The organism is Flavobacterium psychraerolatum, from assembly GCF_025960985.1.
Taxonomy (GTDB): domain Bacteria; phylum Bacteroidota; class Bacteroidia; order Flavobacteriales; family Flavobacteriaceae; genus Flavobacterium.
Genome location: NZ_JAOQMX010000053.1, coordinates 1 through 20,576, shown reverse-complemented (window position 1 = coordinate 20,576; position 20,576 = coordinate 1). Strand labels below are relative to the sequence as shown.

15 protein-coding genes are annotated in these 20,576 nt (G+C 34.9%); 9 read left to right on the top strand and 6 right to left on the bottom strand.

Features of this window, described 5'->3' with window-relative positions:
- Nucleotides 1-283 precede the first annotated feature (283 nt).
- The 3 genes from M2326_RS15575 (at nucleotide 284) to M2326_RS15565 (ending at nucleotide 5,930) form a co-directional block, all read left to right on the top strand.
- Nucleotides 284-3,799, top strand: a complete 3,516-nt coding sequence (locus M2326_RS15575) for a nitrate reductase (protein ID WP_264620468.1) — start codon at nucleotides 284-286, stop codon at nucleotides 3,797-3,799.
- Nucleotides 3,800-3,920: 121 nt separating this feature from the next.
- Nucleotides 3,921-5,354, top strand: a complete 1,434-nt coding sequence (locus tag M2326_RS15570; RefSeq protein ID WP_264620467.1) for a rubredoxin — start codon at nucleotides 3,921-3,923, stop codon at nucleotides 5,352-5,354.
- A gap of 27 nt (nucleotides 5,355-5,381) precedes the next feature.
- A complete protein-coding gene (locus tag M2326_RS15565) occupies nucleotides 5,382-5,930 on the top strand; it encodes an acyl-CoA thioesterase (protein ID WP_264620466.1) in 549 nt (182 codons plus the stop codon).
- A 115-nt stretch (nucleotides 5,931-6,045) separates the two neighbouring features.
- Here the strand turns inward: M2326_RS15565 and cobA are convergent, their stop codons facing one another.
- On the bottom strand, nucleotides 6,046-6,837 hold the full coding sequence (gene cobA, locus M2326_RS15560) for a uroporphyrinogen-III C-methyltransferase (protein ID WP_264620474.1): 792 nt from the start codon (nucleotides 6,835-6,837) through the stop codon (nucleotides 6,046-6,048).
- 464 nt (nucleotides 6,838-7,301) lie between these two features.
- Entirely contained in the window at nucleotides 7,302-8,552 is a 1,251-nt protein-coding gene (gene rocD, locus M2326_RS15555; RefSeq protein WP_264620465.1) for an ornithine--oxo-acid transaminase, read from the bottom strand.
- 321 nt (nucleotides 8,553-8,873) lie between these two features.
- Between rocD and M2326_RS15550 the strand changes: the two genes are divergently transcribed.
- Nucleotides 8,874-9,887: a M28 family metallopeptidase gene (locus tag M2326_RS15550; RefSeq protein ID WP_264620464.1), complete on the top strand. Its 1,014-nt coding sequence runs from the start codon at nucleotides 8,874-8,876 to the stop codon at nucleotides 9,885-9,887.
- Nucleotides 9,888-9,980: 93 nt separating this feature from the next.
- Here M2326_RS15550 and M2326_RS15545 read toward each other — a convergent pair whose 3' ends face one another.
- From M2326_RS15545 to guaA, 3 genes are all read right to left on the bottom strand, one after another.
- The gene (locus tag M2326_RS15545; RefSeq protein ID WP_264620463.1) at nucleotides 9,981-10,421 is read right to left on the bottom strand and encodes a hypothetical protein; all 441 of its coding nucleotides are present in this window, start codon (nucleotides 10,419-10,421) and stop codon (nucleotides 9,981-9,983) included.
- A gap of 73 nt (nucleotides 10,422-10,494) precedes the next feature.
- Nucleotides 10,495-12,507 carry a LysM peptidoglycan-binding domain-containing protein gene (locus M2326_RS15540; protein WP_264620462.1) on the bottom strand — a complete coding sequence of 671 codons (2,013 nt, stop codon included), beginning with the start codon at nucleotides 12,505-12,507 and terminating at the stop codon, nucleotides 10,495-10,497.
- 107 nt (nucleotides 12,508-12,614) lie between these two features.
- A complete protein-coding gene (gene guaA, locus M2326_RS15535; protein WP_264620461.1) occupies nucleotides 12,615-14,144 on the bottom strand; it encodes a glutamine-hydrolyzing GMP synthase in 1,530 nt (509 codons plus the stop codon).
- A gap of 382 nt (nucleotides 14,145-14,526) precedes the next feature.
- On the opposite strand from guaA, the gene M2326_RS15530 reads away from it, so the two are divergent.
- From M2326_RS15530 to M2326_RS15520, 3 genes are all read left to right on the top strand, one after another.
- Nucleotides 14,527-15,372, top strand: a complete 846-nt coding sequence (locus tag M2326_RS15530; protein WP_264620460.1) for a hypothetical protein — start codon at nucleotides 14,527-14,529, stop codon at nucleotides 15,370-15,372.
- 636 nt (nucleotides 15,373-16,008) lie between these two features.
- On the top strand, nucleotides 16,009-16,341 hold the full coding sequence (locus M2326_RS15525; RefSeq protein ID WP_264620459.1) for a hypothetical protein: 333 nt from the start codon (nucleotides 16,009-16,011) through the stop codon (nucleotides 16,339-16,341).
- Nucleotides 16,342-16,503: 162 nt separating this feature from the next.
- Complete coding sequence (locus M2326_RS15520; protein ID WP_264620458.1) at nucleotides 16,504-16,794, top strand: hypothetical protein; 291 nt, start codon at nucleotides 16,504-16,506, stop codon at nucleotides 16,792-16,794.
- A 701-nt stretch (nucleotides 16,795-17,495) separates the two neighbouring features.
- Here M2326_RS15520 and M2326_RS15515 read toward each other — a convergent pair.
- The gene (locus tag M2326_RS15515) at nucleotides 17,496-18,773 is read right to left on the bottom strand and encodes an esterase-like activity of phytase family protein (protein WP_264620457.1); all 1,278 of its coding nucleotides are present in this window, start codon (nucleotides 18,771-18,773) and stop codon (nucleotides 17,496-17,498) included.
- Nucleotides 18,774-19,290: 517 nt separating this feature from the next.
- Between M2326_RS15515 and M2326_RS15510 the strand changes: the two genes are divergently transcribed.
- On the top strand, nucleotides 19,291-19,503 hold the full coding sequence (locus M2326_RS15510) for a hypothetical protein (RefSeq protein WP_264620456.1): 213 nt from the start codon (nucleotides 19,291-19,293) through the stop codon (nucleotides 19,501-19,503).
- Between the two features lie 80 nt (nucleotides 19,504-19,583).
- Nucleotides 19,584-20,198, top strand: a complete 615-nt coding sequence (locus M2326_RS15505) for a hypothetical protein (protein WP_264620455.1) — start codon at nucleotides 19,584-19,586, stop codon at nucleotides 20,196-20,198.
- Nucleotides 20,199-20,576 lie beyond the last annotated feature (378 nt).

The following is a 20,576-nucleotide window of genomic DNA, read 5'->3' as shown; positions in this document are numbered from 1 at the left end:
TAAATAATTTTGAATCTAAAAAGAAAATCATTAACACGTTGTCTACATCAAAAGTAATTTGCTTGCGCTAAATTCCAATTATGACATCAGATTGTAGTACAAATTGCCAAATCTTCTGTCTAAAGTTAAATAATAACGATAATACTATTTATAGGTAGCAAATAGCAATTATCTCCAAAAACATAAAAAAACACATACTAATTACGTATTTATACGTAAAAATACGTATTTTTACACCATCAGAAAGATAACTAAGTTTTAGTAACAACAAAGTAGAACAACAATGCAAAATTCAGAAATAAAAACGACCTGTTCCTATTGTGGTGTAGGGTGTGGAATAATTGTAACCAATGATTCTAAAAATGGAGTAAGCGTAAAAGGAGACAAGGACCACCCCGTAAATAGAGGTATGCTTTGTTCCAAAGGAATGAATCTGCATTATGTTGCGAACGATACTTCAGACCGAATTCTGTATCCAGAAATGAGATGGAGTAAATCACACCCCAAAGAGCGCGTGAGCTGGGATGATGCACTTGACCGTGCAGCAGCAGTATTTTCTTCTATCATAAAAAAACATGGTCCAGATAGTGTCGGTTTTTATGTTTCTGGACAATGTTTGACAGAGGAATACTATTTAGTCAATAAACTAGTCAAAGGTTTTTTGAAAACCAATAATATTGACACCAACTCCAGACTCTGTATGAGCTCGGCAGTGGTAGGATACAAAAAAACTTTTGGAGAAGACTCTGTGCCAATCTCTTATGATGATATCGAATTGGCAGATACTTTCCTGATTACAGGAGCCAATCCTGCTTGGTGTCACCCTATTCTTTTTAGAAGATTAGAGCAGCACAAAGAGAAAAATCCAAAAACAAAAATCATTGTTGTTGATCCTAGAAAAACAGATTCGGCTCTTACAGCCGACTTGCATTTGCAAATTCTTCCAGGAACTGATATATATCTATACCACGCTATTGCCAAATGTTTGATCGACAAAGGATACATCGACAACGATTTTATAAAAAATCATACCGAAAATTATAAAGCTTACAAAGAAATGATTGTTGCTACATCATTAGAAAAAGCATCACAACTTTGCGGCATTCCAATTAGTGAAATCAAAGAAGCAGCAGAAACTATTGCAAAAGCTAAAGGTTTCATTAGCATGTGGGCCATGGGACTCAATCAAAGTGCCATTGGTGTGGACAAAAACACAGCATTGTTAAACCTGTCTTTAATAACAGGACATGTTGGTAAACCGGGCTCTGGGCCTTTCTCCTTAACTGGGCAACCCAATGCAATGGGTGGGCGAGAAGTCGGGGGAATGGCCAACTTATTGGCAGTTCACAAAGAACTTTCAAACCCTGTACACCGTCAAGAGGTTGCTGATTTTTGGGGAGTAGATTCTATTTCTGAAAAACCAGGATTAACGGCTACCGAAATGTTCGACGCTCTTGAGTCTGGTAAAATGAAAGCCGTTTGGATTATATGTACCAATCCACTTGTAAGCATGCCTGATGTTCGTAGAGTTGAAAAAGCATTGGCAAATGCTAAATTTGTAGTCGTTCAAGAAATTTCACATAAATCTGACACAGCTAAGTTTGCTGATTTATTACTTCCTGCTGCCGGATGGTTGGAGAAAGAAGGAACTATGACCAACTCTGAAAGACGTATCTCCTATTTGCCAAAAGGAATTAATGCTCCAGGAGAAGCACTTTCGGATATTGAAATACTCATTCGGTTTGCAAAAAAAATGAATTTCAATGGCTTTGACTACACATCAGCTGAAGACATTTATAAAGAATATTGTGCTTTAACAAAAAATACTTCGATTGACATTTCGTTCCTAAACTACAATCGTTTAAAAAATGAAGGTACTTTTCAGTGGCCTGTTCCAGACTATGGACACCCTGGAACAGCTCGTTTGTTCACTGATAAAAAATTTCATACACCCTCGCAAAGAGCCATTTTCAACTTACCCACTTCAATTGACAATACCTCAGAACAACCTACAGATAAATATCCCTTTATCTTAACTACGGGGCGCATCAGAGACCAATGGCACACGATGACAAAAACGGGTAAGGTATCTCGATTGTTATCTCACATACCAAGTCCAATGCTCGAAATAAATCCTATCGATGCTTTTAAAACAGGGATCAAAGATGGTGATATTACAGTGGTTCATAGTAAAAATGGAGAGGTAAGAGTCAAAGCCAAAGTAGTGGATACAATTAAAGAAGGGGTTGTTTTCTTGCCTATGCATTGGGGCAAACAGTTGAACAACGATTTGAACAGGACCAACAATCTAACTAATACCGTAGTTGACCCAATTTCAAAAGAACCTGATTTTAAATTTACCACGGTTTCGGTAGTGAAATATGAAAAAGCTTTTGAGAAAATTGCCGTTGTTGGCGCTGGAGCTGCCGCTTTTAGGTTCATCCAAAATTACCGCGAAATTAATACTACCGATGAAATCATTGTATTCTCCAACGAAGAAAATCCCTTTTACAACCGTGTATTACTACCAGAATATGTAACAGACGAACTTTCTTGGGATAGTTTACAAAAAATAAAAGCTGACTCCCTAAGCAAATTAAACATCACCATGAAGTCTGGTGTTGCGATTGACAATATTAATAAAAACAAAAATCTGATTACCGATAGTAAAGGAATAACACATACTTATGACTCCTTGATTTTGGCAACAGGTAGTAGGCCTTTCGTACCAGAAAATGCACAATTGCATTTACCAGGTCGCTTTACAATGCGTAGAAAAGAAGATGCAGATCGTTTAAAAAATTATCTAGATAGTACAAAATTAAAATCCGAAGACCAACACGTTGTTATTGTGGGGGGTGGATTATTAGGTCTTGAATTGGCCGCTGCTTTAAAACATAAAAAAGTAAAAATTACAATCATACAACGTGCATCTCGTTTGATGGAACGTCAGTTGGACCGAATTTCATGCAAATTATTAGCCGAAGAAGTACAATTAAGAGATATTCAAATTTATTTTGATAACGAAGTAAGCACAGTCTTCGATACTGATAATGCTAACGAATTAGAAATTGGTCTTAAAAGCGGACGAATCCTTACCGCTAACGCTATTGTTTACACCATTGGAACGATTCCGAATATTGAAATAGCCAAAGAAACTGGTGTCGCTTGTGGTCGTGGGATAAAAGTCAATCAGTACCTACAATCATCACAACCCAATATTTTTGCCATTGGAGAGATTGCCGAATTCAACAACCAATTATTTGGTATCACTTCTGCCGCCGAGGAACAAGCTGATATTTTGGCTAATTTTATAGCAGGTGATATTAGTAGTTATTACAAGGGATCTGTTTTGATGAATATTCTAAAACTAGAGGACATCAACCTTTGCAGTATTGGACAAATTAATTTTCCTGAAAATGATGACTCCTACGAAGAAATTGTTTTTACCGATTTGAAAAAACGATATTATAAAAAATGTGTGGTTCGAAATGACCTGCTCGTTGGAGCCATTTTAATGGGAGACAAAAATGAGTTTGCTGAATTCAAAACCATGATCGAAAGTAAAATCGAATTGTCTGACAAGAGAGAAATGTTATTGAGAGGAAGTGGTTCTCAAGCCAAACCAGTCCTTGGAAAACTAGTGTGCTCGTGCAGCCAAGTAGGAAGCGGAAATATTGAAGAAGCTATAAAAGGCGGTTGCACCAATTTTACCGAATTGTGCAAAACAACTGGTGCAGGTCTTGGATGCGGGAGTTGTAAAACCGAAGTAAAAGAATTATTGGCAAAATGTAAATAATAAAATTAGTGTTTCGGTATCAGTTTCCATAAATGGAAATTTCAAAATCTAACAACCAATTAGATTTTAAATTCTTGATCGGATAAAAACTGTAAAGTGAACATTTTAAATAAGAAAAAAAATGGAATTAACTCGATTGATAGTAAAAGGAGGCGTATTATCTCCTGGAGAATTAAAAGAAATCGCAACAATGGCCTTAGACCAAGGGCTCAAAACGATTTCCTTTGGTTCTAGGCAAGATATTATATTCCCAAAAGGATTCCAAAGTATAAATCCAGAACTAGCAGCAAAACATCATTTTGTACTACCAAATGAAACTAGCGGAAACAACATTGTTTCTTCCTATGTTTCATCAGACCTACTTCGGGATACTCCTTGGTTAACAGGAAATAAGTTCTTGTATATCTTGGAACAATTCAAAGATCAACCGGATCTAAAGGTAAATATAACCGATCCAAAACAACAGTTGGTTCCCTTATTTACAGGACATATCAATTTTATAGCATCAGAACATGAAGATTACTGGTTTCTATACATTCGATTACCCAATTGGGAACGTATGGAAGTGTATCCTGTTTTGATCTACAGTTGGGATATCGCTAAAATTTATTATGAAATAGAAAAAATTGTACGCCAAGAATCTTGTGGTATCGATATGATTTTTAGTTTAGTAAGTGAAGCGCTTGACACCAATAATAGAACTATTGATAAGCCATTGAATGTTCCCTTCTACCCCTTTCCTTATTACGAAGGGATGAACCGCCTCGGAATCGATCAATATTGGTTGGGACTGTATTGGAGAAACAACCTATATGACTTAAAGTTTTTACAAGACTTATGCGATTTATGTTTCGAATGTAAAATCGGAAAAATATGCATCACTCCTTGGAAATCATTTATTGTAAAAGGAATACCAAAAGACAAAAAACTAGAATGGGAAAAATTCTTGGGGAAAAACGGAATCAATGTACGTCACTCCTTACTAGAATTAAACTGGCATTTGCCCGTAGCAACAGAATGGGCACTAAACCTCAAAACATTCCTAGTACGTACCTTAGACCAGTTTGACATTAGTACCTATGGATTGACCTTTGGTATTGCTGATTACAATCGCAACGGACATTATTTTACCGCAATTGTAGTAGAAAAAAATCAATTGCCTAAGGAATTAGAATCCATAAAAATTAGAGATACATTTAATGTTTTGTATGCAAAAAATTTTGATGCCAATAGTCGAGAGTATATCGTACATGCACAAGACGTAGACAAATTAGAATTACCAAATATATTGATCGAGCTTAGTAAAAAGTATTTTGATCAACTAGGAACGTTAATCACAGACAATTCATCAGAAAAAACAATAGTCAAAAAAGAAACTACCATTCAAGACGTATTCCAATGTCAAGAATGTTTAACGATATACAACTCCGAATATGGAGATATCGAGCAAGAAATACAACCCGGAACCTTATTCAAAAACCTTCCCGAAGATTATTGTTGTTCCCTATGCGAAACAGCAAAAAATAATTTCTTAGCTTTGAGCTCAGAAATGTAAGTTACATAATAATTTAAGAACGAATACATGAATACAACTTTTAAAACAGTAAGCTCGTCGCACATTACGATTTCCGAATTAATGTTGCCGTCTCATACCAACTTTAGTGGTAAAATTCACGGGGGATACATTTTGTCACTAATGGACCAAATTGCCTTTGCATGTGCTTCCAAGTTTTGTGGAAACTATTGTGTAACCGCTTCAGTTGATACCGTAAACTTCCTCATGCCTATCGAAGTAGGTGAATTAGTAAGCATGAAAGCCAGTGTCAATTATGTAGGGAGAAGCTCCATGATCATAGGCATCCGTGTAGAAGCAGAGAATATTCAAACTGGAGATATAAAACACTGCAATTCGTCTTATTTCACCATGGTTTCCAAAGACAGCAAAGGAAAAACTTCTCTTGTTCCAGGTTTGATCTTGACCACTTTGAAAGAGGTAAGTCGTTTTCAAAACTGCCTGAGACAAATTGAAATGAAAAAATTAAAAGAAGAACAAAAAAATGTCGCTACTTTTGGTTCTATAGATACCATCCTAAACTCTAAACAATATAATATTAAAGTAGAATTACAATAAGATTCTACACACATATACATCAATTCCATTTGTTATGAATGGAATTTTTTTATAGTATGACAAAAAAAAACAGCCTTTAGCTGTTTTTTTTTATGATAAACTTTTTTAAATAATTTTATAAACTCAAATTTTGATAAACAAATTCATCTTCACTATTTTCAACTTCTAAATATTCGGTTAATTTAGAAATATTACCCACCACTTCACCAATAACAATAATAGCGGGTGACGAAATTTGTTGGTCTTTTACCAAATCGGCAATTGTACTTATGGTTCCAATTACTTTCTTTTGATCGGCTCTCGTACCGTTTTGGATAATTCCGATAGGCAAATCATCCGTTCTATTTTCTTTATAAACTGCAATAATTTCATTTAGTTTATGCATTCCCATCAAGATAACCACCGTTGCCGATGATTGCGAAGCTAGTATCACATCCTTAGACAATTTATGGTCTGAAGTTGTTCCAGTAATTACCCAAAAACTCTCAGCCACTTGACGCTGTGTCAAGCTAATACCGTTCAAAGCAGGTACTCCCATCGAGGATGAAATCCCAGGTACAATCGCAGTTTCAAGTCCATTTGTATGAGCAAATTCAATTTCCTCGCTCCCGCGTCCAAAAACAAAAGGGTCTCCCCCTTTCAAGCGTACCACATGACCATGCTGGTGTGCAAGAGCCACAATAAGTTCATTGATTTGATCCTGACTGTATGCATGACACCCCAAACGTTTCCCCACAAATACAATTTCTGCACCTGAAGCATATTGCAACAAGTCTTCATTCACCAACGCATCATACAAAACTACATCTGCAGCCTCCAATGCCTTAATTGCTTTCACAGTGATCAATTCTACATCTCCTGGACCAGCTCCTACTATCGTTAATTTTGGTGATTTTGACTTATTCATTTTATCTTCCTTTATTAATTCGAAAATAACTCTCGATTTTTTTAACCATTGGTTTAAAAACTGTGCCATCCTATTTTCAAATTTAATTACTAATTCATCTAACTACGCATTACTACTTAATACAAATATAAGTATAAATACGTAATTAAAACAAAAAAATAATCAAATTTACGTACTAGATGAAAATTAATTCTCCAACAGTATGATGTTAATTTGGGCGTGACCCGCCAAAAAAGCGGGTCGGGCTATTCGTTTCAATCTTTTTTGGGGCAAAAAAAGCCCCAAAAAAGGATTTCCACTACTATCCCTCACGCAAAACCTGGCTCAAAGGTATCTTTTTTTTCAAACAATACCCTATCATAACCATAGTTTGGACCTCACTATAAATTTAAAACCATTAAAAAATGTAGAGTACCTCTATACAAGAGCCCTACATTTTTTAATGGTTCAAGCACTTCTATAAATTATTTAAACTCGTTCAAAGCTTTTTCAATTATTACCAAACACTCTTTAATCTGTGCTTCTGTAATTACCAATGGAGGTGCCAAACGAATTTTATTACCATGCGTTGGTTTTGCCAACAAACCATAATCTCTAAATTTCAAACAAATCTCCCAAGCCAAATCCGACTCTTCATCGCAATCAATTACAATTGCGTTCAACAAACCTTTACCACGAACTAGCGTAATCAAAGAATTCTTTTCTGCAATCGCATTCAAACCATCTCTTAATAGGATTCCCAAACGTTCTGCATTAGCAGCTAAATTTTCCTCTTTTACTACTTCTAGAGCTGCAATTGCAACTGCCGCAGCCACAGGATTACCTCCAAAAGTAGATCCGTGTTGTCCTGGTTTGATCACATTCATAATCGCATCATTGGCCAAAACTGCCGAAACTGGATATACACCACCCGAAATTGCTTTACCCAAAATCAAAATATCTGGCTGAACATTTTCATGATGTACCGCCAATAACTTCCCGGTACGTGCTATCCCTGTTTGTACCTCATCTGCAATAAACAATACATTGTACTTTTCGCAAAGTGCTTTTGCTTTCGCTAAATAACCTTCCGTTGGTACATATACGCCTGCTTCACCTTGAATAGGTTCTACCAAAAATCCTGCAATATTTTTGGAAGATGATAGCGTCTTCTCTAATGCTTCAATATTATCATACGGTATTTTGATAAACCCATCTGTGAAAGGCCCAAAGTTCTTACGAGCCCCTTCATCATTTGAAAATGAAATGATCGTAGTCGTTCTTCCGTGAAAATTGTTTTCACACACTACAATTTGTGCCTGGTTTTCATTGATACCTTTAACTTCATAAGCCCATTTTCGACACAATTTCAAAGCTGTTTCTACTGCTTCTGCTCCCGTATTCATGGGTAACACTTTGTCAAAACCAAAATATTTGGTAATGTATTCTTCATAAACGCCCAACTGGTCATTGTGAAAAGCTCTCGATGTCAACGTCAAGGTTTGCGCTTGCTTGATCATCGCACCCACAATCTTTGGGTGACAATGTCCTTGATTCACCGCAGAATAAGCCGACAAAAAATCAAAATATTGCTTTCCGTCAACATCCCACACATAAACTCCTTCTCCTCTATCCAATACCACAGGCAAAGGATGGTAATTATGAGCTCCATATTGGTTCTCTTTGGCAATTAACAATTCTGATTTTGAAGAAAGTTCATTTTGTACGTGTTGCATTTGGTTGTTTATTATTCGTTAAGTAGCAAAAATAACGCTTTTGTTTCATTTGTGTTAGCAAAAAACACCCAAAACAATCCTTTTTTCGATAAAAAACCAACAAATAGCTTCTTTTCCAATAAATCAATCCACTCAATACCACTCACAACTAATAATTTAAGGAATTAAAGTCTTAACATTAGAAATAAAATGTAAATTCGTACCCTGAAAATTCTACCTGAATAGGCGTCACTCCAAACATTTTAGAAAAAAAGCCCGAACGAATTAAAATAATTACCACAATACCAAACTACAATTCATCTCGCATAATCATTTTATATAATGAAAAAAATTACTCTTTTTATCAGTTCACTATTGGCAATTTCATGTGCCAATACCAAATCAACCGAATCGAAATCAGCTTCTCTACTGAGTACCTACAGCAAAACAATTACAGAATCTGAATTAAAAAACCATTTGTACACAATCTCTTCAGACTCTATGCAAGGACGAGAAACTGGCTCAAAGGGACAAAAACTAGCAGGCCAATACTTGATTAATCAGTACAAAAAAGACCATATTCCTCCTGCACAAAATGCATCAGACTACTTGCAAAACGTACCAGCATCTGCTTTAAAAACAAGAAAAGGAGAAGTTTTAGCTCCCTCCGAAAATATTTGTGCATTTATTAAAGGAAGTGAAAAACCAGATGAAATTATCGTAATCTCTGCCCATTACGACCATATTGGTATCAAGAACGGGATCATTTTTAATGGTGCCGACGATGATGGTTCGGGAACCGTTGCCCTACTTGAAATTGCTCAAGCTTTCAAAATCGCTCAAAAGGATGGTCATGGCCCTAAACGTTCCATCCTATTCTTACATGTTACTGGAGAGGAACACGGTCTTTTGGGATCTAAATATTATTCTGAACATCCTTTGTATCCTATCAAAAATACCGTGAGTGATATCAATATCGACATGATTGGCCGTCGTGATGTCGAACATGCAAAAAGTAACAACTATGTATATGTTATTGGTGCGGAACGCTTATCGAACGATTTATTAAATATCGTAATCGCTGCAAATGAAAAAAATACGCAAATGGACTTGGATTTTAGGTACACTGCCAATGATCCAAACCACTATTACGAACGTTCAGACCATTACAATTTTGCGAAATTCGGTATACCATCTGTTTTCTTTTTCAATGGGGTACATGCAGACTACCACCGAAGCACCGACACTGTAGAGAAAATAGAGTTTGATGCCTTAACCAAAAGAACAAAACTTGCCTTTGCTGTTGCTTGGGAACTCGCCAATCGTGAAAACCGAATTACTATAGATAAAAAATAGATATCAAATTCGAGATACGATAATCACAAAACCTAAAAAAGCCACTAATCATTACAATTAGTGGCTTTTTCTATTTATTTATCCTTGGTATGTTTATTTTTTTCCAAACTTCCAATCAAATTCATCTTTTTGATTGATAATAGCTCCGATTTCAAATTTCACCACTTCATCAAATTCTGTTTGAAAAATAATCCAGTTTTCTTCGTTGAAGTAATTTTCAAAAGTATCAAACTCTTCTTGTGTAAATTTAGTGATGCTTTTTTTAGCTAAATCCTTCTTTACATCAGCAATTTTTTTTCCGATGATTTTATTACCTGACAAATCCAAATCCAAGCTAGATCCAACGATATACCCTAACTTAAACTCCTCGTCTTTATAAAACGTAAGACGCATTTTTAAGGCATTGTAAACCAAAATTAAATTCTCGTCTTCGTCTTTATATTCTTTTGTAGGCTTACCGTATAAGGCCACTACATCTTTTTGTTTCATTCCAAAAAGCAATTTATCAATCCCGTTCTTTAGGTTTATTTTCATTTTACTTTGTATAATTTCTAGTTCAATCTTTTTAAAATATAGCGTAAGCTGTTACTTTGCTTTCTACTTAGGTTTAATTTGCTTCTTTGATCATCAAGTCAGTATCGTAATACAAGATAAAAACACCTTTGTTGGTGTATCCGCCATCTGCTTTACGGTAATATTCAAATTTATTATCCACTTGCTTTGTTGCTACTGCGTTTACGGTTTGTTCAAACTTCACATCTTGCACCAAACGCATCATCGTGTCAAAGGTCACATCAAACCCACGTGTTGCATACACACCCGGGAAAATATTATTAGTGTTTTTGAAATTTCGATCAAAAATCATTCCCTCAGGGCTTATGTTTTCACGCGTTACAGAAGGATACATTAATTTCAATTTTACCAAATTATCAATTTTAATTTCTTCAAAATTCAAGGTATCGTTTGGTTCTAAAATAACCAACTGAACTTGGTAGTCTTTCATCACATTCAACATCATCGAAATCGTGGTTTTGATCATCCATGTGTTTCCTGTCTCCATCACCACATAATTCATTCGACCTTTGACCAAAAGACTTTTAAAGCTTTCTACAGATACACTACCTCGATCGGTAAAAGCTACAAATGGTACACTTTTTTGATTTGATTTTAGATACTCAATAATAGATGTTTTCTTTTTGTCTACAACAGCCATGATGTTTCCTCCTTGTGCACGCATGTAATCAAACATGGTATTCTTCACCGTATCAGGCGACGGAATCGTTTGGTACAAATTACGAATAGGGTTCCCTACATCTTTGGAAAGTGGCGAAATTACAGGTGTATTGGTCGTTGCCAACAATTGAGCAGCAATCTCTGCATTACTTTGGTAGAAGGGTCCAATGATGGCATTGGCAGTTTGCAAATTATGTTCTGCTATAATTTTTGGCACATCTGAGCCATTTTTATTCTCTTCAGAATCATAAATTTCGATATCAATTGGCAATCCTAATACTTTGGCCGAATCAATAGCGACCAACGCACCAGCATAGAAGTCCATCGTCATGTTCAAGAATTTATCCTTCTTCAATCGTTCGGTAGTAGAGTTATTAACATCATTTTCTACATGCGGAATATTAAATGGCAACAAAAGCACCAAACGTTTGCGACGTCCTTCTGCAATTATTTTGGTCAAAGAACCAAACTCTTTTTTACTTTGAAAAGTAGCAATTGAGTTCGCAGGAACCTTTAAACTCATCCCGATATTCACTCCGTTTTGCAAATCAGGATTCAGTACAATTAACTCTTCCTGAGTTATATTAAACTTTTTAGATAAGCTGTACATCGTTTCTTGTGGCTTCACTTCATAAGTCGTGTATTCCGCCATTGGCTTTGGAGTATTCCAAGAGGAAAGTGCAGTATTCTCTGTTTTTACACCATAAGTTGGAGCAGCTACTACCTCTTTCGGGCGTGAACCTTTGATCAACAAATTATACCCAATGGTTAGATTCGGAATAATTTCTGGATTTTTAGTTTCCAATTCAGCGATCGAGATGCCGTATTGTTTAGCAATAGAATATTTAGTTTCCTTAGGTAATACTTCATGAAAAACTGGTTTTACAGCCGTAATTGCAGCCGTCGTTTTTACAGGTGCTTTACCACTGTTTTTAGCAGGAACAAGCAAAACTTGACCAATCTGCACACCATCAGTAGCCAAAAACGGATTGGCAGCGATCAACTCTTCTGCACTTAGGTTGTACATTTTACAAATTCCGTACATTGTTTCTTTCGGCAACACCTCGTGTGAGGTCGTTTTTAATACCATTTTACTAGGTGCAGCTGTGGCAGTTACAGCCGTTTTTGCAACAGGCTTTTCAGTAGTCGCTTTAACAGCTGGTTTGTAACCCGTTTTATTCGGAATCAACAAAACCATATTGGGCTGAATACCGTGTTGTGCATCTGGATTGAGTTGGTAAATATCATAAGGTGTAACTTGATACTTTTTAGCGATTTGAATCACCGTTTCGCTCGCTACCACTTTATGCATAATGGCTTTCCCTTGAGCAAAACCAGTACTTACCGCCAAAAACAAACTTAGAGTTAAGGTAAAAATGTACTTCATTATTTATTTTTATAGAAATTATATTTTCAAAGATAACAAAACGGTACCAAATTTTATTCCAAAAATTTGATACCGTTTCTATATTTATTCCAATAAACTACTGTTTACTATTCCCATTCAATCGTTGCAGGTGGCTTAGACGAGATGTCATACACCACTCTATTCACACCTTTTACTTTGTTGATAATGTCGTTTGACACCTTCATCAAGAAATCATAAGGCAAGTGCACCCAGTCCGCCGTCATTCCGTCAGTAGACTCTACTGCGCGCAAGGCAACCACTTTTTCATACGTACGCTCGTCACCCATAACCCCAACGCTATTCACAGGAAGCAAAATCGCTCCAGCTTGCCAAACTTTGTCATACAATCCCCAAGATTTTAATCCGTCGATAAAAACTTTATCTACATCTTGTAAAATTTGTACTTTCTCTAGTGTGATATCACCCAAAATACGAATCGATAATCCAGGACCAGGAAAAGGATGTCTTCCTAACAATTCAGGATCAATTCCTAAACTAGCTCCTACTCTACGTACTTCATCTTTAAAAAGCATGCGCAAAGGCTCTACAATTTTAAGTTTCATGTAATCAGGTAAACCTCCTACGTTGTGGTGTGACTTGATCGTAGCCGAAGGTCCTTTTACAGAAACCGACTCAATTACATCAGGATATATAGTTCCTTGAGCTAGCCAAGTTACATCTTCAATAAGGTGAGACTCTGCATCAAAAACTTCGATAAAAGCATTTCCGATCGCTTTTCTTTTCAATTCAGGATCTGTAACTCCCGCCAAAGCAGTATAAAAACGCTCCGAAGCATCTACTCCTTTCACGTTCAAGCCCATTCCTTCGTATTGATCTAGTACGCTTTGAAATTCGTTTTTACGAAGCAAACCGTTATTTACAAAAATACAGTACAAGTTTTTTCCAATCGCTTTGTGCAATAAAACTGCCGCAACAGTAGAATCTACTCCACCCGAAAGTCCCAAAACTACTTTATCGTTTCCAACTTTTTCTTTCAACTCTGCTACCATCTCTTCAACAAAAGCGTTAGGCGTGAAATTCTGAGGAACTTCAGCAATTTTTACCAAGAAGTTCTCCAACATTTTTCCACCCTCAGTAGAGTGAAAAACCTCTGGATGGTACTGAATCGCATAAGTCGTTTCGCCTTCAATTTTGTACGCCGCAAACTCCACATCGTGAGTACTTGCTAGTTTAACTCCATTGGTTGGCAACGCCTTGATACTATCACTATGGCTCATCCAAACTTGGCTGTTTGGCGAAATCCCTTCAAAGAAAACTTCGTCCTCCTTAATATAAGACAAATTCGCTCTACCATACTCTCTTGTGTTCGATGCCGCAACTTCGCCACCCGAAAAGTGAGCCAAATATTGCGCCCCGTAACACACGGCAAGCATAGGCAATTTGCCTCGTATTTGCGACAAATCGGGGTGTGGCGCATCTTCTCCGCGTACAGAGAAAGGGCTACCTCCCAAAATTACCGCTTTATAACTGGACAAATCATCTGGAAAATGATTGTAAGGAAAAATTTCGCAGAATATATTTAATTCGCGAACTCTACGCGCAATCAGTTGAGTGTATTGCGATCCGAAATCTAAAATAAGTACGTTGTGTTGCATGGGTGCAAAATTACTTTTAAAATTTGGATTGTAAAAACGGAATTTAATTTTTTTTCATTCTCTCGAAAACAGAATTAGTACACCTACAAAAAGAGTGATTTGGACGTGCCAGTACTATAAAAAGGGGCTGAAAGTAGTTTGCACATATAAAGCCCCTTTCTATAGCGCTGTCAGGCTTTCGGCGCTACTTCGGTAGCTTGCCTCTATCCTTCACGCGGGATTGGGGAATACAGAGTTTTATTTTTGCACGAAAAGTTTGCAACAAACAAAAAGTCCTTTTTTAATTTTGTATGAATTATTTATATATTAGCTTAATAAATAATGACTGGTGTCTGTCAGACTTATACACAAGTTGGCAACAAGCAAAAATTGAATTCAAGAAATGAAAAATGAAATTCCGAAAATAAAATTTATTAATGATGATCATATTGATGAAAATTCTTTTTTATGGAGATACATCGATATTTCAAAATTACTCTCATTTGTACTTGACAAATCTTTTTTCTGTACTCGATTAGATAAGTTTGAAGATAGAAAAGAAGGAATTACTTTAAATCATTTAATATTAAAAAAGATAAAAAATGAGACAGATAAATTCCTATATAATAACAACATAGGAAACTCTATTTCTGTAGAAGTTGCAGGTGGAAAAATGAATAGAATTGATGATGAAATCAATCAAATACAAAAATCAAATTTTGCAAATTGTTGGTTTATAGCTGAAGAATATTCTGAATCAGTAGCGATGTGGAATTTATACAGTTCCCCAAATAGTGTAGCAATAAAAATAAAGTACTCAGATTTCAAAAGAAATTTACTACAAAATGGTTTTATTGGTTATGGAAATTCTTTAGAAATAGTATGTGCATCAATAAAATATGTGAATTTTTTTAATCCTAATTATGAAGGAATTGACTTAGTTGATTCTGTTTTTTTAAAGGATTTAAGTTTTCAGCATGAAAATGAATTTAGAATTATAATAAAAAAAGAATTTGAAAAAACACCTGTAGAATATCATCCACAAATCCATAGGAAAAAAAGTGAAAAATATCATCAAATAATTGAACCTTTTGGAATAAATTTAAAAATTAATCAATTTGAAGATTATAATTTTGAAATTGTATTTCATCCGAAATCACAAGATTGGATTAAAAAAGATATAAAAAAAATTATTGAACTTAGTAAAGTAGATTTAAAGTTTAATGATTCATTATTAGAATTAAAATAGCCAATTACCATCTCCTAATCACGCAGGTATTTACCTGTGCCTGCAAACAAAATCAACATAGAAACAAATTATATAAAACTAGGCTTGATATAGCAAACGTGATTGCTTCCTTCGTCGCAATGACTTTGTCGAGTTGGTTTGCGCAACAGAACTTAACACAGTTGTCATTGCGAGGAGTGAAGCAATCACGCAAAGTGAAGCAAGCAAACCCAATCGATTAGGATTATAGACAATACTTAGCGCAGGTATTTACTTGTGCCCGCAAACAAAATCACCCCCTACAGTGTTATAAAAAGACAATGGAGATTTTATTATATCATGACAAAGAAAACCATTAAACATGCATCGACTGATGTGGGATTGATTTTTACAGCATACAATTTGCGCAGAATATTCAGCCTTGTTGACCAAAATCTACTAAAAAAGTATCTAAAAGTACTTACCTTGTTTATTCTAGCGGTAACAAGCTTTTTTAAAGCTTGCTACAAGTATAATTTTTATTATCCTAAACTAAATATTTATTCTAAAAATTATTTAACTGTAGCTTAAATCAACTATTTTTACTCTAAAATTAACTAGAAAAAAGACAGTTTGTAGGTTATTAGACAAACTGACGTTGTGGATAATATTAAAAAAATGAGAATATTTAATAAAAGAGAAAAGGATATTTTAAAGATGCTTTATAATATTTCTAATGACGAATTAGAATTATTTAGCTTCCACTTAAAAAATAAATATTTTAAAGATTTGACTAATTCTGCACTTTTTCTATTCCCAAAACGAGAAGAAGTATTTTTGTATATACCTAAAATTGAATTTGATAACCTTGTAAAACGAAAAAATATTATGATGGAATTTATGGAATTCTTATCATTAATAAACTTTCTAAAAGAAGAGCGTTTTATAAATATTATTCCAAACGAAGATGTCGGTCTTTCAGAATTGCATATAATGAGAAAAGATTTTTAAAATCCAACAATTGATTCGGCAACTGAATATATTATTCTAAATACTAAAGGTGATTATATAAATCCAAAGCAAGCTCATATAATTTTAAATTCCAAATCTGAAATTATTTTTGAAGGAGTTAGTCTTCAAAAATCTATTTTCAAACAAGTAGTAGAAAACTGTATGGGATTATTATTTGTTACTGAAGATTTGAAATTATTTATTACTAATAAATATAAGTCTAAAGAAGATTTAAGATATACACGTAGTCAAATTGCAACTTGGATTGGAATTTCATTAGCCATAATATTTGGAATTTTAGGGTTATTTAATCCATTTAGTAATAAAGAAAATACAACTGACTTTGACTATAAAGAGCTGAAACCAATAATTAAAAACACTAACGAAATTCATCAAGATATTCATAGAATAATGAAAAAAATAGAGTCAAAACAAGACTCATTGATAAAATAAATACTAGCCACAACAGCAAAGGTTCCTATGTAAAGCAATTAAAGTTATTAACAACTTTTTAAATGAGTTATATGTAAGGGATTTTAGAGTGTTGAATACCGTTCCAACGGCTTGTTGAAAAAGTTGGAAATAACTTTTTGTCCGCCGAAGGCATGGGACAGAAAAAGTTGTTCTAACTTTTTCAATAATGCCACGATAGATTTTCCCTCTTTTATTTCATATTTTTATTTTTAAATTCTTAAAGGTCAGGCTCCTATTTGTGGTCTAAATCAATAGCCACCAGCACCTGTATGGTTGTAAGAATAATAAAATAGCTGCCTGCTCGTTATGTAGGCCACGATTTAGAGTGGCTACCACCTTTGCTTTGCAGTCTATTTTTTCTTGTTATTTTATTAGACTTCTAAGAAAGTTATTTTTTTGATTTTCCCCGATCGCGCAGACTTATAGATAATAGATAGCGCAAGTATTTACTTGTGCCCGCAAACAAAATCAACACAGATGAAAATTATAAAAAATTGGGCGTGATATAGCAAACGTGATTGCTTCCTTCGTCGCAAAGACTTTGTGGAGTTTGATTATTTAGAAAAAGTGCTTAAAAAACCTTTTAGAACCTCTGTTATTTCCCTCAATGAATCTATCCAAAAAAAAACTGAAGTACTAATGGTTGAAGCACTTCAGGTTTATATACTAAAAATAGATTTTTAAAACTTAACTATATAAAGTCGGTTACCATCTCTTACTGTTCCAATTGTTGGTGACAAGGTTTTTGCTTTAATTTTATTAGTGGCATCACTCCAAACTCCAAAATCATCGTCATTTAAGATTCCGATAGTACTAGAGTTGATCAACCAGATGCCTTCTAATTTATCATGAGGATAATTTCCTAAAGCTTTAAATACATCTACTGCTAGTGTTTTTGCAACAGGTTTAATATTAGCCGTTGTTAATTCTTCCCAAGTATTCGCTTCTAAAGCTTTACCATTCACTAAATAACCATTTTCAGCAGTGACATCTGTACCTGAAACATCTGTCGCTTGGCTAATGTCGATTTTGTAAATATGTTTCATTACAGCTCCGTCTCCACTAAAATTACCATCTCTTTCTATTACTAAAAACTGTGTCGCACTCAAAGCGGTAATCTCTGAATTTGAATTATTATCAAATTCTTGTTTATACAAAAATTGTTTTGTTGCTCCTGTTGCAATATCAAGAGTCACAATTCTAGTCAATGTTTTATTGATTGCTGCAGCATTTGAAGGGTTGTACAAACGAGATTGCATAATACCTACCAATGTTTTTTCGTCTGGCGTAACCGCTAAACCTTCCATTCCACGATTTGCCCATCTTTTGGCAAAAACAGCAGGCAATTTACGAGTACCAGTTTTAATTCCAATTGGACTGATTCTCTCCAACTGAATACCATCAGCACTATAATGTACAATATGAGGGCCATATTCATCAGATACCCAAAAGCTACCATCTTTTAGAGCTACTAAACCTTCAGAATCAAGTCCGTATTGATCATAATCTAAAACTGCACCAGAAAGATCATACGGTATTTCACCTGTAGCACCGTAACCCGCTGGATTAGGTCTTCCACTTATTGGTAATCCTGCCGGTGTCTTGAAAAGAATTTCACCTAATTTTTCAACCGTTCCATCATTTTTCAATTTAAAATGACCAATTCGAGGCGTATAATTTGCTACTGGGAAATATTTACCTCCAGTTGCATCTGCATTGGGACCTCTATCGGTCAAGGCATAAAACTCACCTTCATTAGCAGGGTGGGCAAAAGCTGCCGAACCAAAACCTCCATTTCGAATTTCTACACCGTTACCAGTACCTAAAACGGTATAAGGCAGTGCAATCCCACTATTAGCAATCCTTGGAAGTACAAACTTATCTTCCCCATCTGCAGTATCACAAGACGAAATAAAAGCTACAGAAAGTAAACCAACAGTAAAATTAAAAAGTTTCATTAGAATTAGATTTTGTTATTTCGACAAATTAACTACTGAAATTTCTCAAGTCAGTTAATTCTGAGTTAACAAATCGTAATTTTAAAATAAGAGAAAAGCTTTTTTATATATTATTTCACTTCCCAATCAAGCAGGTACGTAGACAGTAGTTAGCGAAGGTATTTACCTCGATCGCGCAGGCTTATTGATAATAGTTAGCGCAGGTATTTCCCAACTGGCACTCGTTTGTCCTTCATCCTGGTGCTTGACTGCGTCGAGTACCTACTTAAATTATCACCAATAAACGTAGCGTTTGCAACGCGGTTTTTTATTTAAAGTATTGTAAAAACTAAAATAGTATATTTAAGAGAAAATCGATGTCCGAAAAATACAAAGTAATAGACAGTACCGTACCAACTTTTATGACGATGACCATTGTAGATTGGGTAGAGGTTTTTCCAGCCCCGTTTATTGTACTATTCTGGATGAATCTATAAATTACTGCATAAAAGAAAAAGGACTTAGTGTTCATGCTTACGTGTATATGACAAGTCACGTACACATGGTCGTTACAGCACCAGAAAGTGAACTTCAAAATAGTGTACGTGACTTTAAAAAATTTACATCAAAGAAAATTATTGAAGCGATAAAAGAACATCCTGAAAGCAGACGGGAATGGTTATTACGAAAATTTAGCTATGCAGCTGAGGTGAGGGCGGGTACACCTATACCAAAAGTTGAAGAAGTTTAAAGTTAACTGTATTTTTTAAATAACTGCGCAAGTAGGCTTTTTTTTTGTCGTCTAAAGGCTAAAATATAACTTATAATATCATGAAGTACTTATTCATTATCGCATTCACTTGTTTTCAATTTTCATTTGCATTCTGTCAGCATTCAGGTGGAAGATCTGGTCAAGGTGGAAGATCTGGTCAAGGCGGACCTCCACAAGAAAGCACACAGCAAAAAGAAACCGTAAAAGCGCTTAAAATTACTGATGTCACTGGACTTATAGTTTACAATCCCGAAACGGTAATCAAGGAGGCTAAAGTTAAAAAAGCACCAGAACAAGAATTAATGACAAAACTCATTAAAGATTACAATAGTAAAATTCTCGCTATTCAAAAAGCCAATATAGTAACCTTAGAGACTATTGAAATCACTTCAATGACCAAACAAAAAGCAGCGGTAGAAAATAACGACCGTAAGCAATTAATGGAACTTCGCAAAAGCATCAATGAGCAATTAAAGCCAATTAGAGATGAAGTTGCTACTGTAGAAAAAGAATTAAACGAACAAATAGAAAGTTCTTTTTCAGAAAAAATCAACAAAAAATGGTTGGATTATCTTAAAGAGCAAAAAGTAGCATTGCAGCCTAAAAAACCAAGCGAAAACAGCAATAGCGGCGAAAGCAGACCCGAACGTGGCGGTGGTCGCGGAATGAGATAATTTTATATCAAAGTTTCAAAAACCATTACTTAGAATAGCGGTTCAGGTTTAACTTGAACCGCTATCTTGATTTATATATGAAACTTTAGTAATAATTTCAAATCTCACAAACATTACAACGCAATACTAGAATATAATTTAAGCGCTATGAAGAAAAACTTCTGCAGGAATACTAAAATAATTCTTTAATTTTTGGGCCATTTTAAACGTAATTTCTTAACAGATGATTAAAAGTCCTTCTTCTAACAAAATTTGCTGAGATTAGTAATCAGAGATATAGATCTTTTGAGGTAAGCAGTTAAATTCATATCTTTAAAGTATTGAAAAACATAGAAATAATGGAAATTTTTAAAGGTCAAAATCTCATAGAGTTCTCTG

Excerpts from the sequence above, each read along its gene's own strand:
- M2326_RS15575 (WP_264620468.1), top strand. The coding sequence starts at position 284 with ATGCAAAATTCAGAAATAAAAACGACCTGTTCCTATTGTGGTGTAGGG.
- M2326_RS15570 (WP_264620467.1), top strand. The coding sequence starts at position 3,921 with ATGGAATTAACTCGATTGATAGTAAAAGGAGGCGTATTATCTCCTGGA.
- M2326_RS15565 (WP_264620466.1), top strand. The coding sequence starts at position 5,382 with ATGAATACAACTTTTAAAACAGTAAGCTCGTCGCACATTACGATTTCC.
- cobA (WP_264620474.1), bottom strand. The coding sequence starts at position 6,837 with ATGAATAAGTCAAAATCACCAAAATTAACGATAGTAGGAGCTGGTCCA.
- rocD (WP_264620465.1), bottom strand. The coding sequence starts at position 8,552 with ATGCAACACGTACAAAATGAACTTTCTTCAAAATCAGAATTGTTAATT.
- M2326_RS15550 (WP_264620464.1), top strand. The coding sequence starts at position 8,874 with ATGAAAAAAATTACTCTTTTTATCAGTTCACTATTGGCAATTTCATGT.
- M2326_RS15545 (WP_264620463.1), bottom strand. The coding sequence starts at position 10,421 with ATGAAAATAAACCTAAAGAACGGGATTGATAAATTGCTTTTTGGAATG.
- M2326_RS15540 (WP_264620462.1), bottom strand. The coding sequence starts at position 12,507 with ATGAAGTACATTTTTACCTTAACTCTAAGTTTGTTTTTGGCGGTAAGT.
- guaA (WP_264620461.1), bottom strand. The coding sequence starts at position 14,144 with ATGCAACACAACGTACTTATTTTAGATTTCGGATCGCAATACACTCAA.
- M2326_RS15530 (WP_264620460.1), top strand. The coding sequence starts at position 14,527 with ATGAAAAATGAAATTCCGAAAATAAAATTTATTAATGATGATCATATT.
- M2326_RS15525 (WP_264620459.1), top strand. The coding sequence starts at position 16,009 with ATGAGAATATTTAATAAAAGAGAAAAGGATATTTTAAAGATGCTTTAT.
- M2326_RS15520 (WP_264620458.1), top strand. The coding sequence starts at position 16,504 with ATGGGATTATTATTTGTTACTGAAGATTTGAAATTATTTATTACTAAT.
- M2326_RS15515 (WP_264620457.1), bottom strand. The coding sequence starts at position 18,773 with ATGAAACTTTTTAATTTTACTGTTGGTTTACTTTCTGTAGCTTTTATT.
- M2326_RS15505 (WP_264620455.1), top strand. The coding sequence starts at position 19,584 with ATGAAGTACTTATTCATTATCGCATTCACTTGTTTTCAATTTTCATTT.